Source organism: Breoghania sp. L-A4 (genome assembly GCF_003432385.1).
GTDB lineage: Bacteria > Pseudomonadota > Alphaproteobacteria > Rhizobiales > Stappiaceae > Breoghania.
In genome coordinates this window covers 1,639,573-1,658,615 of sequence record NZ_CP031841.1, presented here as the reverse complement: position 1 = coordinate 1,658,615, position 19,043 = coordinate 1,639,573, and the positions used below count along the sequence as shown (strand labels likewise).

24 protein-coding genes and 1 pseudogene are annotated in these 19,043 nt (G+C 69.5%); 3 read left to right on the top strand and 22 right to left on the bottom strand.

The genetic code is table 11. The features are described 5' to 3' along the window. Positions 1–7 precede the first annotated feature (7 nt). The 8 genes and pseudogenes from D1F64_RS07735 to D1F64_RS07715 form a co-directional block, all read right to left on the bottom strand. Positions 8–1,450, bottom strand: a complete 1,443-nt coding sequence (locus D1F64_RS07735; RefSeq protein ID WP_117411966.1) for a DUF2793 domain-containing protein — start codon at positions 1,448–1,450, stop codon at positions 8–10. Beyond that, the gene (locus D1F64_RS25360) at positions 1,443–1,814 is read right to left on the bottom strand and encodes a hypothetical protein (protein WP_346432310.1); all 372 of its coding nucleotides are present in this window, start codon (positions 1,812–1,814) and stop codon (positions 1,443–1,445) included. Before D1F64_RS25360 ends, D1F64_RS07735 begins: the two co-directional genes overlap by 8 nt. Beyond that, positions 1,811–3,007, bottom strand: coding sequence for a phage tail protein (locus D1F64_RS25355; RefSeq protein ID WP_346432309.1), 1,197 nt, complete (start codon positions 3,005–3,007; stop codon positions 1,811–1,813). The genes D1F64_RS25360 and D1F64_RS25355 overlap by 4 nt, the downstream gene beginning before the upstream one ends. Continuing rightward, positions 2,991–4,285: pseudogene (locus D1F64_RS25350) on the bottom strand (glycoside hydrolase TIM-barrel-like domain-containing protein). Before D1F64_RS25350 ends, D1F64_RS25355 begins: the two are co-directional and overlap by 17 nt. A gap of 629 nt (positions 4,286–4,914) precedes the next feature. Further along, positions 4,915–5,343 carry a hypothetical protein gene (locus tag D1F64_RS25345; protein ID WP_346432308.1) on the bottom strand — a complete coding sequence of 143 codons (429 nt, stop codon included), beginning with the start codon at positions 5,341–5,343 and terminating at the stop codon, positions 4,915–4,917. Positions 5,344–5,346: 3 nt separating this feature from the next. Continuing rightward, complete coding sequence (locus tag D1F64_RS07725; RefSeq protein WP_117411965.1) at positions 5,347–5,796, bottom strand: NlpC/P60 family protein; 450 nt, start codon at positions 5,794–5,796, stop codon at positions 5,347–5,349. A 7-nt stretch (positions 5,797–5,803) separates the two neighbouring features. Beyond that, complete coding sequence (locus tag D1F64_RS07720) at positions 5,804–6,700, bottom strand: DUF2163 domain-containing protein (RefSeq protein ID WP_117411964.1); 897 nt, start codon at positions 6,698–6,700, stop codon at positions 5,804–5,806. Positions 6,701–6,984: 284 nt separating this feature from the next. Next, positions 6,985–7,626 (bottom strand): DUF2460 domain-containing protein, encoded by a 642-nt coding sequence (locus tag D1F64_RS07715; RefSeq protein WP_117411963.1) that lies wholly within the window; start codon positions 7,624–7,626, stop codon positions 6,985–6,987. A gap of 193 nt (positions 7,627–7,819) precedes the next feature. Here D1F64_RS07715 and D1F64_RS07710 point away from each other — a divergent pair, with 193 nt between their 5' ends. Continuing rightward, positions 7,820–8,074, top strand: coding sequence for a DUF465 domain-containing protein (locus D1F64_RS07710; RefSeq protein ID WP_117411962.1), 255 nt, complete (start codon positions 7,820–7,822; stop codon positions 8,072–8,074). A gap of 22 nt (positions 8,075–8,096) precedes the next feature. Here D1F64_RS07710 and D1F64_RS23745 read toward each other — a convergent pair whose 3' ends face one another. From D1F64_RS23745 to D1F64_RS07655, 12 genes are all read right to left on the bottom strand, one after another. Then, entirely contained in the window at positions 8,097–8,390 is a 294-nt protein-coding gene (locus tag D1F64_RS23745) for a phage tail tape measure protein (protein ID WP_205470695.1), read from the bottom strand. Then, a complete protein-coding gene (locus D1F64_RS23740; RefSeq protein WP_205470694.1) occupies positions 8,387–8,674 on the bottom strand; it encodes a hypothetical protein in 288 nt (95 codons plus the stop codon). The genes D1F64_RS23745 and D1F64_RS23740 overlap by 4 nt, the downstream gene beginning before the upstream one ends. Further along, positions 8,667–8,864 carry a phage tail assembly chaperone gene (locus D1F64_RS07700; protein WP_248304657.1) on the bottom strand — a complete coding sequence of 66 codons (198 nt, stop codon included), beginning with the start codon at positions 8,862–8,864 and terminating at the stop codon, positions 8,667–8,669. Before D1F64_RS07700 ends, D1F64_RS23740 begins: the two co-directional genes overlap by 8 nt. Positions 8,865–8,877: 13 nt before the next feature. Then, positions 8,878–9,225 carry a gene transfer agent family protein gene (locus tag D1F64_RS07695; protein ID WP_117414492.1) on the bottom strand — a complete coding sequence of 116 codons (348 nt, stop codon included), beginning with the start codon at positions 9,223–9,225 and terminating at the stop codon, positions 8,878–8,880. 155 nt (positions 9,226–9,380) lie between these two features. Further along, positions 9,381–9,794: a phage major tail protein, TP901-1 family gene (locus D1F64_RS07690; RefSeq protein WP_117411960.1), complete on the bottom strand. Its 414-nt coding sequence runs from the start codon at positions 9,792–9,794 to the stop codon at positions 9,381–9,383. Positions 9,795–9,819: 25 nt separating this feature from the next. Then, positions 9,820–10,230, bottom strand: coding sequence for a DUF3168 domain-containing protein (locus D1F64_RS07685; RefSeq protein WP_117411959.1), 411 nt, complete (start codon positions 10,228–10,230; stop codon positions 9,820–9,822). Next, the gene (locus tag D1F64_RS07680) at positions 10,227–10,565 is read right to left on the bottom strand and encodes a phage head closure protein (RefSeq protein ID WP_117411958.1); all 339 of its coding nucleotides are present in this window, start codon (positions 10,563–10,565) and stop codon (positions 10,227–10,229) included. The genes D1F64_RS07685 and D1F64_RS07680 overlap by 4 nt, the downstream gene beginning before the upstream one ends. Continuing rightward, the gene (locus D1F64_RS07675) at positions 10,562–11,116 is read right to left on the bottom strand and encodes a head-tail connector protein (protein WP_117411957.1); all 555 of its coding nucleotides are present in this window, start codon (positions 11,114–11,116) and stop codon (positions 10,562–10,564) included. The genes D1F64_RS07680 and D1F64_RS07675 overlap by 4 nt, the downstream gene beginning before the upstream one ends. Positions 11,117–11,489: 373 nt before the next feature. Then, positions 11,490–12,794, bottom strand: coding sequence for a phage major capsid protein (locus D1F64_RS07670; RefSeq protein WP_117411956.1), 1,305 nt, complete (start codon positions 12,792–12,794; stop codon positions 11,490–11,492). A gap of 90 nt (positions 12,795–12,884) precedes the next feature. After that, positions 12,885–13,367 (bottom strand): HK97 family phage prohead protease, encoded by a 483-nt coding sequence (locus tag D1F64_RS07665; protein WP_248304656.1) that lies wholly within the window; start codon positions 13,365–13,367, stop codon positions 12,885–12,887. A 574-nt stretch (positions 13,368–13,941) separates the two neighbouring features. Further along, the gene (locus D1F64_RS07660; RefSeq protein WP_117411954.1) at positions 13,942–14,127 is read right to left on the bottom strand and encodes a hypothetical protein; all 186 of its coding nucleotides are present in this window, start codon (positions 14,125–14,127) and stop codon (positions 13,942–13,944) included. Positions 14,128–14,143: 16 nt separating this feature from the next. Next, positions 14,144–15,328 (bottom strand): phage portal protein, encoded by a 1,185-nt coding sequence (locus D1F64_RS07655; RefSeq protein ID WP_117411953.1) that lies wholly within the window; start codon positions 15,326–15,328, stop codon positions 14,144–14,146. 268 nt (positions 15,329–15,596) lie between these two features. Between D1F64_RS07655 and D1F64_RS07650 the strand changes: the two genes are divergently transcribed. Both D1F64_RS07650 and D1F64_RS07645 read left to right on the top strand, forming a co-directional pair. Beyond that, complete coding sequence (locus D1F64_RS07650) at positions 15,597–15,911, top strand: tyrosyl-tRNA synthetase (RefSeq protein ID WP_117411952.1); 315 nt, start codon at positions 15,597–15,599, stop codon at positions 15,909–15,911. 632 nt (positions 15,912–16,543) lie between these two features. Beyond that, entirely contained in the window at positions 16,544–16,765 is a 222-nt protein-coding gene (locus D1F64_RS07645) for a hypothetical protein (RefSeq protein WP_117411951.1), read from the top strand. A gap of 309 nt (positions 16,766–17,074) precedes the next feature. On the opposite strand, the gene D1F64_RS07640 is transcribed toward D1F64_RS07645, so the two are convergent. Further along, on the bottom strand, positions 17,075–18,421 hold the full coding sequence (locus tag D1F64_RS07640) for a terminase family protein (RefSeq protein WP_117411950.1): 1,347 nt from the start codon (positions 18,419–18,421) through the stop codon (positions 17,075–17,077). Then, a complete protein-coding gene (locus D1F64_RS07635; protein WP_117411949.1) occupies positions 18,309–18,809 on the bottom strand; it encodes a hypothetical protein in 501 nt (166 codons plus the stop codon). Before D1F64_RS07635 ends, D1F64_RS07640 begins: the two co-directional genes overlap by 113 nt. Positions 18,810–19,043: the final 234 nt, after the last annotated feature.

Sequence of the window (19,043 nt, the reverse complement as noted above, 5' to 3'; positions counted from 1 at the left end):
CGCGCGATCAGTCATAGCGGCCATCGAGCAAGATAGCGCCGGCTGCGTCTCCAGGCAGATAAGCGGCGCCCGCGCCGCCGGTGACAATATAGCTCCGACCGGTGGAGAAATATCGGCTTCCTGTCGCGGAACCGGCAAAGGTATTGCTGTTGCACCAGATATAGCCGAACGCCGTCGCCATAGCGAAGCGGTTTGAAAAATCGGGCGCGCCGGTGATCGTTATGGTTCTTCCAACCACCCGAATGACCGAGCGCCCATCGGCAAACCAATGCGCGCCGGCGCTCCCGGAAATCGAATAGTTGCCATCGGTATCGAGCATGCCGAATCCGTCGAGATAAATGTGCCGGTTGCTGCCGCCGGCGGCGATGGCGCCGAAATCGAGGTTGCGGATGATGACCTTCGTACTGTTGTTGTAGAGCGCGCAGGTGATGCCGCCGCCCACGATCCGCAACCCGCGCAGATAATAGGCCTCCGCTGTGATATTGCTGGCGGCAATCGCCGTTCCGGCGGCCGGCGCGATGAGCACATTGCCCGGGTCCACCTCGTTGCCGGTGACAACGACGGCTCCCCCCAGCACGCTCTTCAACACCACGTTCTCGGCATAGCTCCCGTCGGCGATCGCGATCGTCGCCACGTATCCTCCCAGATCGAGCCGGGACACCGTGTTCACCGCCTTCTGGATTGTCGCGAACGCGCTGCCCGGCGCGAGGCCGTCATTGCCGTCGCTGCCGGCCCCGGCGTCCACGTGGTAGGTGCGGTTCGCGCTCAGCCGTTCGCGCGCCCAGGCGGCGCCTGAGGGAAAGCGCACCTCGCCGCTGGCGCGGTCGACGGAGAGCGCGGTGCGGTAGCTGGCGCCGTCGGCGGACACCTTCACCGCATAATCCTCGTCGCCGAACAGGCCGGCGAGCGCGCGCGTCGACCAGCCGACCTTGAAAGCGTGGCCGGCATCGTTGCCCGCCGCCGCCTTGTTCAGCGTCGTCACCATGCTGCCGGTGCCAGGCGTCACGTCGTCGTGCGAGAGCACCACCTCGTCGGACTTCACCGACAGCCGCTGACTGTCCGAGGCTGTCGTGTTGACCCCCACGTGCGGCAGGTTCTGCAGACTGAGCAGCGCGGAAAAATCCTGCCAGCCCGACGCGGTGTAGGCGATGATCGCGCCCTCATTGGCGACGAAGCCCACCAGCCCGGCAAACGGATCGTGGAACGTCCACAGCCCGTCGAGCGAAAAGGCGATCTGTCCGTCCGCACCGGCCCACTCGCCGCTCGCGCCCGCGGCCACCAGATAGGTGTCGCCGTCAGCGGGGCCTGCGGGCGGATCGCTCAGATCCCGGTCAAGGATGTACAGATGCACCAGCGCATCGAGCCGCACCAGCGCCTCGTTGTGGGTGACATGCTTTTGCGCCTGCGCCGCCATGATCAGCGGCAGCGCCAGTCTCGGGGTATCAGACATCGAAAGTCTCGCTCCTTGGCGTTCCCCGGCCGTGACTGGCGGAGATCTGCTGCACGGCGATGGTGAGCGTCGCGGGCGGCGCGCCGAAATCCACCGCCTGCTCGGCAGCGGTGTAGCGCACCGCCGGACCTCCGACGGTCAGGGTGCGCGCGACGGATGCGCCGTCCAGAATGTCCACCGCGTAGGCTTCGGTCTCTTCCGCCAGCGGCACCTCCACCTGCTCCCAGGAGTCGCCGCCGATCCGCGTCCGCCGGATCCAGGTGATCAGCACGTCGCCGGTGGCAGGCTCCCGCCGGGCGCGCGGATGCACCGGCGACAAGGGCTTGAGCCCGGCGCCGCTCGCCGCATGGGTCAGCGCCGTCATCGCCGGATCGCCGACCGGCCGGCCGGTTGGGCCCACCTGGTAAAACTGCTCCAGCCCCAACCGCGCGCGTCCCGCGTCAAGCAACGGCACGCGGGGCTCGAGCAGCACAAAGGACGCGCCGGCGTCGGCGCCCATCGCGGCTTCCGTTCCGGCCTGCGCGCGCAACAGCCCGAGAGGTGCCACGTGTCCGCGCCGACCAGCTCCGCATCGGTGAACTGCAGCACCTCGAAGGCTCCATCCGCGCCCTGCACCGCCGCCACATTGGCGCCGCCCAGCACGTCCTGAAGCGGCCTGGACGACAGTGCTCCGCCGTAAAGCGTCACGCTCAGCGTGTTGGCGCGGTCGATGCGGCCTTCGGGTCCGGGCGCCAGCGGCGCGGTCAACTCGCCCATGGTGGCGGGCAGATCGATCTCGAGCATCGGTTCGAAACCATCGCCCGTGGCCGAGCGCCACACCGTCATGCCGCCCAGCCAGGGCCGGGCGAAGGCGGCGATGCGCGCGGCATGCGGCGGCTCGTCTCCGGTGAGCAGCGGCAGATCGAGAATGCGAACCGTCGGCGGACCGGCTGTGGCGGGCAAGGGCGTGGGGCGCAGATCCGGGGTCAGCCGCCGTCCGCGCAGCGGCTCGGGCTCGCACGCCCGCGCCTCGATCCGCCGCAGCACTCCGTCCTCGATGCTCTCGATGCGCACCAAGCGGGGCTCACCGCCGTCCGGCGTCACGTCCAGCAGATCGCCGGGCTCGAGCGCCAGATGGCCGGGCGGCACCGCGAAGGCGAAACGCTCGCGCCCCGCCCAGGCGTCGTGCAGCCGCGCATCCGCTGCGCCCTGCATCGCGCCCGTCTCCGCCGCCACGTTGAGATCCAGCGCCGTGACCCTCCGGCTCTTGCCCGACAGCCTGCGCGAGGCGACGGAGACGCGGGCGAAATCGCGCAAGGGATCGACAAAGCTCAGCCGCAACTCCAGCGGCAGCTCGGATTCCTGCGCCCGCGTGATGCTCAGAAGCGGCGCGTCCTCGTCCGTCTCCGCCAGTGCGGACGGCACAAGCGCCGCCACGGGCCTGCCCTGCGCCGGACCGAAGCTCAGCGCCACGCCCGTATCGCTGGCGACAAAGCCGAAGGCGCCGGCGAGTCCCTCCAGCACCCGGCGCGCGGAGGACGGCCCGTCGATGACGAATCCGTCAAGCGCGCCTTCCACGCCCCCACATGCGCGTCCCCTCCGTGATGCCGAAGTCCGCCAGCACCGCGCGGATCAGCCCGTCCAGCCCGCAGCCGCCCAGCCGGCCGCCCAACCAGTGGCCGCGCCGCCAGTTGACCCCATCCGACCATACCTCCGCCTGCAGCGGAAACGCCGGCCAGGGCCGCGCGTCCCAGGTCCACAGGTGCAGGTTGTCGGCGTCCACCATCGGCGCGCCATAGACGGATGAGACCGGGTTCGCGCCTTGCGGCCACGCCGGATGATCATCGCTCCACCAACTCAGCACCGCCTCGAGGAACCGCCGCTGGGCGAAATCATCCTGCCCGCCGTTGGAATACCGCGGCAGCGCGCTTTCGGATGATTTCGCGTCATAAAAAACATTCGGCTGGTTGGCGCCCCGGTCGATCGCCGGGCAGCCCAGCTCGGTGAACCAGACCGGTTTCGACTGCGGCACCCAGGCGGTGGGGTCTTCCGCCTCCACCCGCCGGGGCGGTTCACATGCGGGTTCGACCACCAGGCCACCAGATCCTTGTTGCGAAATACCCAGGGCTTGCCGTGCGCCCCGTCGGTGATTGGCGTGCGCGTCTGCGCGTCCCGGTCGGACTGCGAGGCGTAATACCAGTCGAACCCCTCGCCGCTCGCGATGTTGGAACGCAGATAGTCCGGATCATGGATCGAGGAATAACTCTCTGCGTCCGCGTTGGCCCCATCGCGCCAGTCGGCCAGCGGCCAATAGGCGTCGATGCCGACGAAATCGATCGCGGGCGAGGCCCACAGCGGATCGAGATGGAAAAACACGTCGCCCGATCCGTCCTGTGGCTGATGGCCGAAATATTCCGACCAGTCCGCCGCATAGGAGAGTTTCGTCTCCGCACCCAGAACCGTGCGCGCGTCTCCGGCCAGCGCCACCAGCGCATCGACGAAGGGATAGCTGTCCGCGCCGCCGCGCAGCTGGGTGAGCGTGCGCATTTCCGAGCCTATGAGGAAGGCATCCACCCCGCCCGCCGCCTGCGCCAGATACGCATAGTGCAGAACGAAGCGCCGGTAGCCCCAGTCCGCCCCGCCGGAAAACGCCACCGCCTCGCCAGTGAACGAGAAATCCTCCGGCGCCGCCGCGCCCAGAAACTCAGCGAGCTGCGTGGCGGCCGCAGCGCTCTTGTCCGGCGTGCCCGGCTGCCCCGGCGCGGGATGACACGCCAGCCGCCCGCGCCACGGATAGGCCGCCTGCTCCACCCCGCCATAGGGATCCGCCAGCCCGTTGTCCGGCGGCACGTCCATCAACAAGAACGGCGTCAGCATGACGCGCAACCCGCGCGCCTTGAGATCACGGATGGCGGCAATGACACTGGCGTCATCCGGCGTGCCGCCATAGGCGGGGCGGCCGCCCACCCGGCTGACCTCCAGCGCCGCGGCGCGCGTCAGTCCCGAGACCCGCCAGCTCAGCGGAGCGGTGGCGCGCGCGTGATCCTCCACCTTCGGGCGGATCGTGCATTCGCCGCAGCGGAGGTCCGAGCCGAACCACGCCACCGCCAGCGACACGCTTTCCAGATTGGGGCACAGCGCGGTGAGCTCGTCGATCGAGGCCTGCCAGTCGGTTTCGGCATAACTCACGTGCCGGTTGACGGATGCCGTCTGGCCAGGCCCCGCGTGCACGGTCAGCGCGGTGTCGCAATAGCCGAATTCGGTGGCCGCCGGGATCACGGTGACGGCGCGCACCATCGGCTCGAGCCGGTCGACGACGCGCACCACCTCGACGCCCAATTGAGGCAGCCGGTTGCCGAAGGCCTCCAGCGGCAGACGCTCGAAAACGACATAGGCCGTGCCGCGATAGGCGGGCGCGGTGCCCTGCTTCGCCTCGATCAGCGGGTCGGGCTCCTGATCCTCGGAGCCCAGATACACCCGCCAGGTCAGCCCTGTGACATCCAGCAGCTTACCGTCGGCCCAGATGCGCCCACCCGGTGGATCGGCCCCTCGCACAGGGCGACGGCGAAATTGGCGAAATAGGCATAGGAGCGCACGGTCGTGCCGCCGCCGCCACCCTTGCCGCCGCGCGTCTCCTCGCTGACCACTTCCTCGAATTGCGTCGCCCAGATCACCTGTCCCGACAGCCGCACGCGGCCGTAGACCTTCGGCAACGCGGCTCCTTCCGTGGAGGCCTGCACGTTGAGATCGGCAAGCCGGCCCCCCTCGATGGTACCGCCGCCGGAGCCGAACAGCGCCTGGTCGACATACTGCCCGGCGATGGCGCCCGCCGCGTAGCCCAGCGCGGCGCCGATGGAGCCGCCCAGGCTGCCGCCGATCGCCTGCGCCGCGACACCGAGGATCAGGGTTGCCATGTGTCACTCCACACTGGGAAAGCGGTAGGCAAACGCCAGCCGCCGCGCCCACCAGGGCACCAGCCGGGTTTCCAGCGCGCCCTGCCCCTCGTAGGCATGGATGAAGCGCGCGCTTTCCCGCTGCGTCGCCTGAACCGAGAGAATGCCCGCATGCTTGGCCGGATGGCCCGGCGCCCAGCGAAACAGCAGCACGTCGCCGGGCCGCGCCTCGGCGGGCGCAATCTCCAGAAGATGCCGCCCCGCCGCCTCGGCAAGCGTCTCCGCCCCGCCGGCTTCGGCCCAGTCGGGCGCATAGGCCGGCGGACGCTCCGGCTCGGCGCCATGGACCGCGCGCCACACGCCGCGGATCAGCCCCAGGCAGTCGCAGCCCGCGCCCTTGAGCGAAGCCTGATGACGGTAGGGCGTGCCGATCCAGCTCCGCGCCTCCGCAACGATGTCGTCCCGCCGCGTCATGACGCGTCTAGCCGCCCACCATGGCGCTGCCGTCGTTGCGGCCGGTGTCGCGGTTGGGATAGGAGAGGACGAAGTCATTGCCGGGCATGTGCGGAAAGCCGCGAAAGTTGATCAGATTGGCGAACCGCGCCTCACACGTGCCGGCGCGCTTGTCGCATCCGGCGGTGAGCGTGAACGTGTCCCCGGGCACGATCGCGGCGGCCGGCTCCAGCCACAGCTCCAGCGACGCGGATGTCTCCCCTGCCGCATGCGCCGCCACCTCGATGGACGCGCCCGCGTTGCCGCCCGTGAGCCAGCGCAAGAGCCCGCGTTCGAACCAACCGTCGGCGAAGCCTTGCAACCCGGAAGCCGAGAACCGCCGCGCGGACTGGCCCGCGAGCACCACGCCCGTGGCCCTGAACGCCGGATCCTCAAGATCCACGCCGCAGCGCGCATCCCCGAGATCCGCGTCGCAGAGATGGCTGAACACCCGCCCGCGCACCTCCTCCAGCGCCTGGGCGAGCGAGCGCACCTCGGCGCGGAACGCGCGATCGGCACGCGTCACCTCGCCGATCTCGCCCACCCGCAGCAGCACGCGCTCGGAGGGCGCGCGCCAGTTCACCCGCCACACCTCGATGCGCGCCCGGTCCCACAGTCCCGCCTCCAGATCCGCCGCGCTCAGCGCCTCGGAGGAGAACGCGCCGAAGATCTCCTCGCCGCCCACCGCCAGTCCCGGCCCGGCCGTCGCCTCGCTCGCCTGCGGCCCGCTGTCGGCGGCAAACAGCGTGCCGTCAAACGCGATGTCGCGGTCGTGGTCGGTGAAGCCCAGCGTCACGCCGTCGCCGCGCGTCGCCTTCCAGCAGGTGCACAGGCTGGTTGCGCCGCCCGAGACATGCTCGGCCAGACCGGGATCGAGAGTTTTCATGAGATGCTCCGGTTGCGCCCGTTCGGACTATCGGGGAGGTCGGGTCCACCACCCTGGCCGCCGTCATGCCCCGGCGAAGTCCGGGGCATCCACTCTGCGCGCCGCAGCGACAAGGCGATCGCGGAAGCGCACCGGTCACGTCCCCTCCTGCCGAACGCTGGATTGGATTGCCCGGACTGGCGCCGTGCAATGACGTCTTCGTGGGAATGCCCGCGCCGGTTTCACAAAGAGCTAGGCGGCGGGATCGTCCCCGAAATGTCATTCCAGCCTGCGCGCGCTCCCCCTCACACGCGGATCTCGATGATCGGCACGGAGGGGATGTCGCCGGCCTGGAAATGGCTCAGGCTGATGTCCAGACGATCGGTGTCGAAGCGCACCGGCACGTCGAATGCGAACCCGGCCGTGACGACGGCGCCGGGCGCGGGGATGGCCGAGGGCGAAAAGCTCACCAGCCCGGTGGTCTCATCCACCGTCACATCGCCGGCCGGCGCGCCGTCCACCGCAACCACCACGGAGCCCGCCACCGGCTTGACGATGGGACGGCTGTGCGCCGTCGCGCCGGCGCCGTAAGGCTTTGTGAGCGCGAAATCGGCGGTGACGCCATCGCCGGTGCCGATCTCCACATCCGTGGCGGCGGGTTCTTCGGAAGGCAGGCAGGATTTCCAGTCCAGCGGATCGCGAAACCGGAAGCCGAACAGCCGGCCCTGGCGTTCCTCGAAGAAGGCGGCCACCTGATGCAGATCGTCCAGCGTGCGGATGCCGGTGCCCGCGTCATAGCGGCGGCGCGAGCGCGCCCAGCGGCTGTTGCGCGCCTCCGCGCCCGAGCCCAGCGCGACAATGTCGGTGCGCCATTGCGGCCCTCCGCTCGCGCCGAAGCCGACGCCTGCGGGAAAGCGAATCTCATGAAAGGCGGCCAGAAGTGTCATGGCTGTCGATTCTCCCGCAGGCGGCCCGGAAAAGCGGATCCCGGTTTTCCATCGAGATTTGTTCCAGGAAAATGAGGCTGGAGGGCCGTTTGGTGGCAATTGGACCGGACATTCTCGAGCCGGATTGATCTGCCTCAAGGAGGCCGGCGGGCGAACAGCAGAAGGTCATCCCAATAAGATAAGGAAAGCGCCCATGACCCACGTTCCTCACGAGTTGCACGAAGAGTTCCCCAACGCCGCGGAAGCGCTGCATGCGCTGAAGATGGCCAACGCCCATTTCAAGACGCTGGCCGAGCGCTACGAGGCGATCAATCACCAGGTGTTTCGAATCGAATCGGAACTCGACGCCGCTTCCGACGATGTGCTTGAGAAGCTGAAGAAGGAACGTCTTCAGTTGAAGGACGACATCGCGGGCATGATCCGCGAGCACGGGCACACCGACGCCTGAGCCCCTCCTCGAGGTATCGGTGTCAGAGCCCGCGTCGCCCCCGTCCGGCGGCGCGGGCGACCATTCTTGTCAGTTGCACCTCGGACCGTCGAAATCCGTCCACGTCGGGCGTCGTCACGTTGATCGTGACCTGTGTTGACTGCCGCCCTGCGGCCGAACGCACGCCGAGCCGTCCGTCCGTCCCGCGCGCCAGCGGCAGGATAGCCTCCGCGCCCGCCTCCCCCATCAGCCCGAGGCCGCCGCGCGGCATCGCGAAATAGCTCGGCTGGGCGATGACCCCGCCGGACGCGAAGGGCGTGACCGGCTGCGCGATCACACCGCCCTTGGCAAACCCCGTGGCGCCCCGAACAACCCCGTCAGCGAGCGCGTCAGCACGCCTTCCAGACCGTTCAGCGAGCGCGTCAGAATCCGGCTCGACAGGCTCAACGCCAGACGGCGGAAGATTGCGTCGAGATCGCGCCCGCCAGCCACCGCCAGCTTCAGTCCGGTGCTCAGCGCGCGCGAGAAATCATCCGCCGTGTCCTTGATCGCACGCATCTCGCGGCCGAAGCGTTCCAGGTCAATCAGCGCCACATCGAGATCGGGCACGTCGTCAGGCATCGTCGTCTCCTGTGCGTCTTGCGCGCGCATCGGGATAGCGCGCCAGCAGCGTCTCCAGCGTCGCGCGCGCCAGGGCAGGCGCATCGCCGCGGCCCAGCGCCATCGCCACCTCGCGCGGCGTCGCGCGCCAGAAGGCCTCCGGCGTCCAGCCAAGGCCGCCCGCGGCCGGGCTCGACAAGCACACGCGCATCACCGCGTCCCAGTCAAACGCGGGTCTCGCCGGTGTCGTCCGCATCCGCCTCGTCCCCGCCGAAGGTCACGCGCAGCAGCTCCGCGACGATTCCCGCATAACCCGCCGCCCCACCGCGCGCGGTCATCGCCGCCACCTCGTGATCGGAGACCGGTTCGCCCGCGCCGCGCAGACCCGCGCCCAGCACCTTCAGCGCGTCGCGTGCCGCCAGCCGGCCCTCGCCGAAGCGCCGCGCCAGCGCGCCCAGGTCCTCCGCGCCGAACGCGTCCTCCAGCTCCGCCAGCGCCCCGAGCGTCAGGCACAGCGTGCGGCGTTCGCCGCCCAGTTCCGCCTCGATCTCACCGCGCCTGCGATTGGCCATGATCTGCTCCTGCGGTTGGGGGCCGACACCGGCCACACCCAGCGCCGTCATCACCCGGGGGCGGCTCACTCCCCATTGTCATCCCGGCTGCAGCGAAGCGGAAAGCCGGGATGACATTGCGAGGGGGCGGCACCAGCGCCGATGCCACGCAGCCCCTACTCCGCCATGAAACTCAGTTCACCGGCGGATTCCAGCGCCAGCTCGAAGGTCACCTCGCCGGCGTGCTCGCCGGCGTATTCGAGACCCGTGAGCTGGAAGGCGCCCTGGATGGTTCCGAAGTCGGGGATCACCACCTGCCAGTCGCGGATCGTGCCGTCGAAGAACACTTGCCGCACGGCGGCATCCGACGCGGCGTCGCGGAAGATGCCCGAGCCCGACAGGCTGGCCGAGCGCACGCCCGCGCCCGCCAGCAGTTCCCGCCATCGTCCGGCGGACTCGCTGTCGGTCACGTCGACCGCGGTCGCGTTGAAACTCAGCCTGCGGGCGCGCAGTCCGGCGACGCTCCCAAAAGCCCCCAGCCCGTCGGTGTCCAGCTTCAGCAAAAGATCCCTGCCGGCTTGCGCGCCCATCGGCTCACTCCTTGAGTCTTTTGAATCAGTTATGCGGCTCGGTTAGAGCGCGGAATACAACAACGCCGCGCCACGAGCGGCCATCGCGCCAGCGGCTCACGCGGTCGGCCAGGCGCACCAGATTGACCAGCCGGAAGGCCCCGATATCGGCGGAAATACCCTCCGCGATAACACCGACGCGTTCCATAATCCGGAGCGCTTCAGACCGCCCGCCCGCCCGCGACCACACGAGGATCTCAAAGCGGTGATCGCGCCCAGCCCAGCCTTGCGCGCCCACGTCCCGGTCATCCCACGTCCCGATCTCGACATAGGGAAAGCGCGCGCCGCGCGCCGCGCCGTCGCGCACGCCGTCGGGCGACAGCATGGCGATGAGCGTGTCGTCCGCCCGCAGCGCGGCCACCAGCACGCCCTGCAGTTCCAGCGCCGGATGGCTCATCGCCTCTCCTCCTCGCAGCGGCAGAGCAGACGCCGCGCGCGGCCGTCCAGGTCATGGGTCGCCAGCACCCGGAAGATCTGCTCGCCCGAGACGATCCGCCAGCCGCCGCGCACGTCGTCGCGATAGCGCAGGATCACCGCGTGGGTCACGACGCCATCGAGATGGCCGGAGACGGCCTGCTCGCGGGCGGACTGCGGTTCGACGAATGCCCAGACCGTGGCGACGTCCGCCCAGGCCACCGTCACGCCGCCCGACCCGTCGTCGCTTTCCTGCGGCGCCTGCAGCGCCACCCGCGCGCGCAGATCGGCGATGCCCGCCTTGTGTCCGGCGCTCACAGCGACACGATCCTGTAGGGCGCCAGAAGCGCCGCGACGTTCGGCGGAATGCTGCCCTCGGTCTCGCGCCGCTCATACCAGTGCGCCACCAGCCGCCGCACCGCCAGGCGCAGCGGCTGCGGCACGTCCGCCGCGCTCGCGCCATACCCGGCCGTGATGTCGATCGCGACGCCATTCACCGAGAGCCCCGGTTCGGGCGCCTCGTCGGAGACCACCAGACGCGCCGGCGCCGTGGCCCCGTCGGCGGAATACAGCGCCGCATCCAGCAGTTCCGCCGCACCGTCGGCGTCATACACCGTGACCGCATCGACGCTCGCCAGCGGCGCCCTCGGCAGCCGCACGATGCGGCGCGACGGCCAGCCATCACGAAACACCCGCCAGCCCTGATGGATCAGCGCCCGGCCGGTCGCCGCCTCCACATGCCCGCGCGCGGCGGCGATCAGCGCGCTCACCAGCGCATCCTCGTCGCTGCTGTCGAGCCGCAGAAACAGCTTCGCCTCCTCCAGCGTCAGCGGTTCCGCCGCCGGCGGAGAGATCAGGATCGATGCCATGGAAAATCCTGTGGTTGGGGGGCGGCAGGCGGTGTGACGCGCTGGCGGGTCGCCGTTGTCGGCCTTCCAGACCGCGCCCCATAATCGATGTCATCCCGGCCCCGAGCCCGGACCCACTCTGTCATCCGCTTGTTGAGGCGGTGCCTGCGGCCGTTGACTGTGCCGCGCGTCAAAAACCCTTCCGAGCAAGCGGACGGGCGCAGTGGGCCCCCAATCACGTCGGGAGTGACATTGCTGGGGGCCGGCGTGCTGCGCCCTCCCGATGGTCAAGCCCCCCAAAACCGGCGGCCCGCCCTCGCGTGAAGGCGGGACCGCCAGGTGCCGGCGGCGTGGGGGGAGCCGCCGCCGGTACGGGAGGCGATGGTTTGGAGGCTTAGCTGGCGGCGAATTTCAGCAGCTTGATGGCGTCGAAATCCTGCACCCCGCCGCCGACGCGCTTGGTGGTGTAGAACAGCACATACGGCTTGGCGGAATAGGGATCGCGCAGCACCCGCACGCCGAGACGATCGACCACCAGATAGCCGCGCCTGAAGTCGCCAAAGGCGACCGGCGTGGCGTCGGCGGAAATGTCCGGCATGTCCTCCGCTTCGGTGATCGCGAAATTCATCAGGCTCGCCTGCCCGCCCGCAGCGGCCGGCGGCTGCCAGAGGTAGTTGCCGTCGGCATCCTTGAGCTTGCGGATCTCGGCCTGCGTGCGCCGGTTCATCACCCAATGGGCGTTCTGGCGGTGACCGCTCTTGAGCGCATAGATCAGATCGACAAGCACGTCGGAGGCGTCCGACGCGGGGAAGGCCCCGGCGACGCCGGTGGGCACCGTGCCGAGCTTGCCCCACACCCAGGCGCTCTCGTCCACCGTGTCGTAGTCGAGGAACCCGCGCGGCTTGTTCACCCCGTCGCCGGAGACGAAGGCCGCGCCTTCCTGCTCGGCAAAGGCGGTCTCGACTTCCGCCGCGATCCATTCATCCACATTGACCGCGGCATCCTCCAGCAGCGTCGCGGTGGCCGCCGGCATGGCGTAGAGCTCCATCGCGGGGAACGTGAGTTCAGCCAGCGTCGGCGAGGCGGTCTGCGGCCGCGCGTCCGTCTCGCCCACCCAGCCGACGGCGGGGCCGGAGATCGCGTAGGGCTTCTTGAACACCGAGCCCGAGACCTGGCGGTTGCCGGCGATCGCCCGGATCGGCGAGATCTCGGCCAGCCGCGAGAGCACCATGCGCTCGGTCTCGTCGGGCACCAGATAGCCGCCGTCGGGATCCGAGCCGACCGACAGCGCCTTTGCCTCCAGCCTGCGCAGATTGTCCTCGCGGCCCGAGCGCATGTAGCCCTCGAACGCCGCGCGGTGCTCGATCGCCTGGGTCGGCGTGAACCGCCCGCCGCCCGGATGGGTCCCCTCCGACAGACCCGGACGCCGCGCCTTGAGCATCAGTTCATCCAGCGTCGCGCCGATGCGCGTCAGCTTGTCCTCGGTCACAACGTCACGCGTCCGGGTCTCCAGTTGCGTCAGCCGCGTATTGTTGGTCTGCTTGAACTCCTCGAACGCCTGCATCAGATCGTCCAGCGCCGCGCCGACGCCCTCGCCGTCACCGGGTGTCCGTCCGGTCTCCGGGCCTGTCACCTTGGTCTCCGGCGCGCGCAGCGGGTCCGCCGCCGTCTTGATCTCCAGTGCCATTGCCTTGCTCATTGCGTCACCTTTGTCGTGGTTGCGTGTTTCCAAATCCGCCGCGCAGGACGCGCGCCGCGCGGCCCAGACGGAACGTGAGCGCGCGGGTGCTCATGCCCCCATCGTCCCGGCGGGCGCGATAGGCGCGACCCGCGCCGCCTCCTGCATGGGAAAGGTCACCAGCGAGATTTCCCAAAGATCGAGCTCGAACAGCCGCCGCAGGCCCGTGACCGCGTCGCGCCGGCCGCGCAGGGTGCGAAAGCCGATGGACAATCCGTCCAGGACGCCTGCGCGCATCAGGGCGTGCACCTCGCGGGCACGGGCCAGATCCAGCATCAACCGGCCGGTGACGCGCAGTCCGCGCGAATCCTCGGCGATTGTCAGCCACTGGCCGATGGGCTCGGCCGGATCGTGCTGATAGAGCATCTTGACGCCGTGCGGCCCGCGCCGCCCAAGCGACTGCGCAAACGCCCCGGGCTGGATCACGTCGCCGCCCATGTCGGCCACATTGAACAGGCTGGCGTAGCCGGAAAACACGCCTTGCGCGTCCACCGCCTCCGCAAGCGGCGCGTCCTCGAGCTGCCGCGCGCTCACCGCCCGGCTCCGGCGCCAGTCCGGCGCACGCGGGGGCGCTGCGCCGCGCATCCCGCTCCAGCATCCTTTGCAGCGTGTCGGCGAACGCCGCGAACACGCCGCGATGGTCCGGCCGCCGCCGCAGGTTTTGAAAAAACCGCTGCATGAGTGTCGCCCCAAGTTTTGTGCGGTGAGGAAGCGCCCCGTAAGCGTGCCGCCGGAGCGGGTGGCTGGTTCGGCGCGAACGGCCCATCCTTCGAGACGCGCGCTATGCGCGCTCCTCAGGACGAGGTCCGTGGGGGTGGCCGAGCTGAAACCGAAGAACAAGACCATCAACACGATGACCTCATCCTGAGGAGCCGTCGAAGACGGCGTCTCGAAGGATCGGCGGCTTGCCTCCTCGGAACCCCGTGGAGCGGGCCGGGTGCCTGCACGCAGCCTGCCTTCCGTGGCATCCCGGCCTCCGAGCCGGGATCCAATAACCACAGGCCTCAAAGGCTGTGCGCCACGGCCGGCAACACGGGATACCGGATTCCCGGAAAGGCCTGCGGCCCTGCCGAGGATGACGCCGCCGAGGGCCCAGCGCCGCCCGCCCTCATTCCCCGCCGAACCGCCGGTTCAGCCGGGCGATCTCGCGCACGAAGTCGTTGAAGCGGCGGTTGGAGGCCGCCAGTTCGCGCAGGGCCCACACCAGCAGGCCGCTGGCGCCCGAGGCCCAGAGGAACAGCGCCAGATGCGCCAGGTCGCCGCGCGCGATGACCGATTGCGTCACCGAGTCCATGGCGGCCACGCGTCGCCTACGCGGCGGGATCAGCCGCCGGACCGCCCTCGGCCGCGTAGCCCACCGCCTCGCGCTTTTCGCCCTGCGTGAGAAAATCGGCGCGGCCGAGCCGCCGCCACAGCGCCTCGCGCTCCACCGACAGCGCCTCGATGGCGTCCACGTCGTAGCCCAGCCGCAGGCCCGGACCGAACGCCGGGACCAGCCAGTTGCCCAGCGCGCTGGCGGTGCGCGCCACCAGCGGCAACACGGTCTGGCGCCAGAAGGCGCGGTTGGCCTCGAGATAGTTGGAATAGGTGTTGTCGCCGGGAATGCCGATCAGCATCGGCGGCACGCCGAAGGCCAGCGCGATCTCCCGCGCCGCCTGGTTCTTGGCATTGATGAAATCCATGTCCCGGGGCGTCAGCCCCATGGGCTTCCAGTCGAGCCCGCCCTCCAGCAGCAGCGGCCGGCCGGCGTTGCGCGCGCCCTGGTAGCCGTCCTCCAGCTCGCCCTTGAGCCGCTCGAACTGCTCGTCGGTGAGATTGCCGCCGTCGCCCGCGGCATAGATCAGCGCGCCGGAGGGCCGCGCCGCATTGTCCAGAAGCGCCTTGTTCCAGCCGCCGGCGGCGTTGTGAATGTCGAGCGACACCTGCGCCGCCTCGATGGGCGCGAAGCCGTAGTGGTCGTTGAGCGGATGGAACAGGGTCAGATGCAGCACCGGCGGCGCGCCGTGCTCCGCCTTCAGCCGCAGGGTGCGCCCGCCCACGGTGTAGTCGTATCCCTTCGGCCAGCCGTCCTCGCCCGGCACCACCTTCATGCGGTCGGGACGCAGCGCATGCAGCTCGCGAATAATCCCGTCCAGCCCGACGGCCTCCAGATAGGCGTTGCCGGACACCAGCAGATGGCCATAGAGGCATTCGAAAATCTCGCTGCCCGCCTGGCGCGGATTGGGCTTTTCCAGAAGATCCAGCAGCGGATGCGCGTCCAGCTCGCGCGCTCCCTCATACAGCAGCCAGGGCACCGACGCCGCGCCTTCGGAAATCATCCGCACGCAGCGGTAGACCACCGGGTTGCGCGCGAACCCCTCGCGCGCCAGCGCCGCGTAGTCGCGCGGCGTCCAGATAGGGCGCCCGGCGCTCTGCAGCGTCACCATGGAAGCGGTGCGCGAGGCCTTGGCCTCGGTGGGCTTGGCCGCACGGCGAAACAGATCGGCGAATGTCATGACACTGATCCCATTGCTGCGCGCACGGTCCGAAGACTTGCGCGCCAAAGACCCTCCGGCGGACGCATAAACGGCTGAAACTGTGGGTTTTCTCACCCGAAACCCGGCGCATTCGGCCTGAAAACCCGCAAAGCGTGACGCCGGTCACATCGCGCTTGCGGGCAATCCCCTAGGGTCAACTCATCGGCGGAGAGACAAGCCGCCTCCCAAGACCGAACCAGACACAGCAACAGGGGCCGCGAGGCCGTCAAGCAGAGGGAAGACCGAGATGTTTCGCAAGACCGCAATCACCATTCTGACCGTCGCCGTCGTCGCCGCCTCGGCGGTCTCCGTGACCACCACCACCGCATCGGCCAAGAACGGCCGCAACGGCGCCGCCGCCGCCGGCGCGATCTTCGGCCTGGCCGCCGGCGCCATGCTGGGCGCCGCCGCCAGCGACCGCTACTACTACGACGACCGCTACGAAGACCGCCGCTACTACCGTCAGCGTCCGCGCCGCACCTGCTGGGAAAAGCCGGTTCGCCGCTGGGACCCCTACTACGGCGAACGCGTGATCGTCGGCTACCGCACCGTCTGCCGCTGACCCAGAACCTGCCTCCAAATGCAAAAGCCCCCGGACTCCCCGCCCGGGGGTTTTTGCCGTCTGGGGAGAGGTGTGTTGGGCCGGCTCCGGCCCCCAACCGCGATTGTCATCCCGGGCGCGATGCGATGCGAAGTATCGCCTCGCAGACCCGGAACCCACTCTGGTCTCCGCTTGTTGAGGCTCTCGCGACTGTGCGGCGCGGTTTGGCGACGCGCCCCAGGTGTCAGCTTTTGCCGATCGGCATAGTGGGCCCCGGCTCTGCGGCCGGGGTGACAATCGAAGCTGTGGCGCGCTCGAAATGCTAAGATCCCCCGGACCTCATGCCTCAAGGCGCCCGCGCACGCGGGCCTCGAAGGATGGGCGGCACGCTCCGGCTGGCCACACCCTCCGACCTCATCCTGAGGAGGCGCGACAGCGCCGTCTCGAAGGACAGGCCACACCCCTGCAGCGCCCCACAGCCAACCGGCCCGGATCGCCTCACAGCCGGCCAGCACCCCCCTCGTCAAAACCGCCGATCCGTGATCCCCGTCACAACTCTCTCCCGCAAAACCCGTATTGTTGGATTGTCAAAGGAGGAGGCCACCTCCGTGCACCGCAGACGGCCGGCAAGCGGCCGAAATGGGAGTAGCAACATGTCTCGCAATTCTGCCATCGCCACTGCCGTCTGCGCTGCTGTCCTCGCGCTCGCGACCGCCACGGCCGCCGTGTCAACCGTTGCCCTGGCGGGCGCGGGCGTTGAGAAAGTCGCGGCCCGCGTTCCGGCCGCATCGCGCGATTGCACCGTCACCTCCGTGCCGGCCACCGATCCGGTCACCGGCACCGCCGCGTCCGCCCTCGTCCTGCGCTGTTCCTGAGCCTCATCGACCCGGCGGTTCCCCGGCCGCCGGCATGTCCTGCCCCAATGACCTGCCCCAATGACCTGCCCTGACGCAAAGCCCCCGGATCCCCGCCGGGGGTTTTGCTGTTTTGGGGCTGTGTTCAGCGCAATCCGCCCATCCTTCGAGACGCCTGCTCGCGCAGGCTCCTCAGGATGAGGTCATCGTGTTGATAATCTGAATATTTCCAGTTGCGAGGCCCGCCACAAACTCCGACCTCATCCTGATGAGGCGCGACAGCGCCGTCTCGAAGGATGGGCCACAATCACGAACCGCGCCGCAGCCCCCTCACATCCGCCGCACCTTCGGCTCGCCGCTCCTGCCCAGGCACAGCGCCGTGAGCGCCCAGACCAGCGCATCCAGCCGGTCCGGCGAGCGGCCGGAGGACAAGCCGTCGAGGCCGAAGTCGCACAGCTCATCTTCCAATGCGGGGAACGCGCCCACATGGTGCACCTGGCCCTGCTCGTAGAGTGCGGCGACCGGTTCGGCGCGCAGCCATTTGCCACGGGTGGCGCGCACGGATCTGACCGGCACCGAGGAATCCGCCTCCGCCAGAACGCTGGCCACCATCTCGCCGCCCTGGTTGACCTCGGCGACCAGACAGTCGGCCTGGTGCCGGTGATACAGCGCGATCGCCGCGCGCGCCCAGCGCAGCGGCTGCACCTCATTGAGCGTCGCATCCTCCAGCACATAGGCGTGCCCGTCGGCGGCGATCCCGGCGGCGACCAGCCCGCAGGCGTCCGCCCCGCGTCTTGAGGAAGCAGGCGGATCGACGGCGACGACGATGCGCACCAGTTCCGGCGCCGCCTCCACCCGGGCCCGCTCGATCAGATCGCGCCGCCACAGGGCGTCGACCCGGTCCTCGATCAGCTCGCCCTCGAGTTCCTGCCGCCCCAGCCGCGTGCCGGCGTAGCGGCCGACGATGGTTTCCAGAAACCCCGGCGCCAGGTTGCCGACGTTGGCCCGTGTGGCGGCGCGCGAGACCCTCGTGCGCGCGTCCTTCAGAAGCCGTTTCATCAGCGGGATCGGCCGCGGCGTGGTGGTCACCACCTGGCGCGGCGCGTCGCCCAGCCTCAATCCGAATTGCAGCATGTCCCATGTCTCCTCGGCGTTGCGCCACTTGGCCAGTTCGTCGGCCCAGGCGGCGGCGAATTGCGGCCCGCGCAGCCCTTCCGGGTCCTCGGCGGAAAACGCCTGGGCGATCGCGCCGTTGGGCCATTCCAGTCTTCGGCGCGAGGGCAGCCAGACGGGCCGTTCGCGGGCGCGGTGCACGGCCAGCAGCCCCGAGACGCCCTCGATCATCACCTCGCGCACCTCGCCTTGCGTCTCGCCGAGCAGCGCGATGCGCCCGATCGGCTTTCGGGCATAGGGCGGCTCGCCCAGCGCCATGCCGCGCACCCACTCCGCGCCGGTGCGCGTCTTGCCCGCGCCGCGTCCGCCCATCACCAGCCAGGTAGACCAGGCGCCTTCGGGCGGCAGCTGGTCGGGCCGGGCGAAGATGGAGAAATCGCGCGAGAACCGTTCAGTCTCCGCCCGGCTCAGGCTCGCCAGCAGGGCCTCGATGGCTCGCGCTTCGGATTGCTTCAAGGCGTCGCGCAAGATCGCGGCGGAACGCGTCGATGTCGGGCTCGTCATCCGGGGCCTCGCCGTCGTCGGGCGCGTTGATGCTTGCATCCAGGCCGACCAGCCGGTCCAGCGTCTGCGCCAGCGTCGCCAGCGTGCGCGCGTCGCGGTCGTCCGCCTCGCGCCCGTCGAGTCCCGCCAGCCGCGCCTCCATGTCACGCACCTGCCGCTCAAACGCCGCGAACAGCCGCGCCGTCATCCGCCGCCGCCGCGCGGTGCCAACACCGGTGAGAGGCCTCTTCCCCCGGTAGTTCAGCGGCCGTGACCACTGCTCCTGCCGGGCGCGGCCGTAGACGGTCGTGGGATGCACATCCAGCATTTCCGCGATCACCGCCACGTCCTGCCCCTCCACCTCGAAAAGCCTGCGCGCTTCCGCCCAGAGTTCGGATGGATATTCCATGTCGCCCCTTTCGCAAGGAACCGGATGGACGGAAGGGAACAGCCGCGCGGGCCATCGGCAAAGCCGGACGCGAGACGTCGCCCGCGCGCCACATGCGGCGACAGGACGGCACCTCGCAACAGCGCCTGCTGGACAGGCACAGTCATCGCCGGAGGAAACCTTCCCGCCCGGCGCGCTTCGTTGCGCAACTGTCTGATGATGGCAAAACCATGCCAGAACAACGTCGCGCTGTCA

What these genes read in the sequence shown, in the direction of transcription:
- D1F64_RS07725 (WP_117411965.1), bottom strand. Translation starts at nt 5,796, where the DNA reads ATGACGCGGCGGGACGACATCGTTGCGGAGGCGCGGAGCTGGATCGGC.
- D1F64_RS07675 (WP_117411957.1), bottom strand. Translation starts at nt 11,116, where the DNA reads ATGGCATCGATCCTGATCTCTCCGCCGGCGGCGGAACCGCTGACGCTG.
- D1F64_RS07685 (WP_117411959.1), bottom strand. Translation starts at nt 10,230, where the DNA reads ATGAGCCATCCGGCGCTGGAACTGCAGGGCGTGCTGGTGGCCGCGCTG.
- D1F64_RS07695 (WP_117414492.1), bottom strand. Translation starts at nt 9,225, where the DNA reads ATGGCCAATCGCAGGCGCGGTGAGATCGAGGCGGAACTGGGCGGCGAA.
- D1F64_RS07720 (WP_117411964.1), bottom strand. Translation starts at nt 6,700, where the DNA reads ATGAAAACTCTCGATCCCGGTCTGGCCGAGCATGTCTCGGGCGGCGCA.
- D1F64_RS07735 (WP_117411966.1), bottom strand. Translation starts at nt 1,450, where the DNA reads ATGTCTGATACCCCGAGACTGGCGCTGCCGCTGATCATGGCGGCGCAG.
- D1F64_RS07645 (WP_117411951.1), top strand. Translation starts at nt 16,544, where the DNA reads ATGTCTCGCAATTCTGCCATCGCCACTGCCGTCTGCGCTGCTGTCCTC.
- D1F64_RS25360 (WP_346432310.1), bottom strand. Translation starts at nt 1,814, where the DNA reads ATGACGGCGCTGACCCATGCGGCGAGCGGCGCCGGGCTCAAGCCCTTG.
- D1F64_RS25345 (WP_346432308.1), bottom strand. Translation starts at nt 5,343, where the DNA reads ATGGCAACCCTGATCCTCGGTGTCGCGGCGCAGGCGATCGGCGGCAGC.
- D1F64_RS07670 (WP_117411956.1), bottom strand. Translation starts at nt 12,794, where the DNA reads ATGAGCAAGGCAATGGCACTGGAGATCAAGACGGCGGCGGACCCGCTG.
- D1F64_RS23740 (WP_205470694.1), bottom strand. Translation starts at nt 8,674, where the DNA reads ATGCCTGACGACGTGCCCGATCTCGATGTGGCGCTGATTGACCTGGAA.
- D1F64_RS07635 (WP_117411949.1), bottom strand. Translation starts at nt 18,809, where the DNA reads ATGGAATATCCATCCGAACTCTGGGCGGAAGCGCGCAGGCTTTTCGAG.
- D1F64_RS07660 (WP_117411954.1), bottom strand. Translation starts at nt 14,127, where the DNA reads ATGGACTCGGTGACGCAATCGGTCATCGCGCGCGGCGACCTGGCGCAT.
- D1F64_RS07715 (WP_117411963.1), bottom strand. Translation starts at nt 7,626, where the DNA reads ATGACACTTCTGGCCGCCTTTCATGAGATTCGCTTTCCCGCAGGCGTC.
- D1F64_RS07700 (WP_248304657.1), bottom strand. Translation starts at nt 8,864, where the DNA reads ATGCGCGTGTGCTTGTCGAGCCCGGCCGCGGGCGGCCTTGGCTGGACG.
- D1F64_RS07710 (WP_117411962.1), top strand. Translation starts at nt 7,820, where the DNA reads ATGACCCACGTTCCTCACGAGTTGCACGAAGAGTTCCCCAACGCCGCG.
- D1F64_RS07690 (WP_117411960.1), bottom strand. Translation starts at nt 9,794, where the DNA reads ATGGGCGCGCAAGCCGGCAGGGATCTTTTGCTGAAGCTGGACACCGAC.
- D1F64_RS07640 (WP_117411950.1), bottom strand. Translation starts at nt 18,421, where the DNA reads ATGACGAGCCCGACATCGACGCGTTCCGCCGCGATCTTGCGCGACGCC.
- D1F64_RS07655 (WP_117411953.1), bottom strand. Translation starts at nt 15,328, where the DNA reads ATGACATTCGCCGATCTGTTTCGCCGTGCGGCCAAGCCCACCGAGGCC.
- D1F64_RS07650 (WP_117411952.1), top strand. Translation starts at nt 15,597, where the DNA reads ATGTTTCGCAAGACCGCAATCACCATTCTGACCGTCGCCGTCGTCGCC.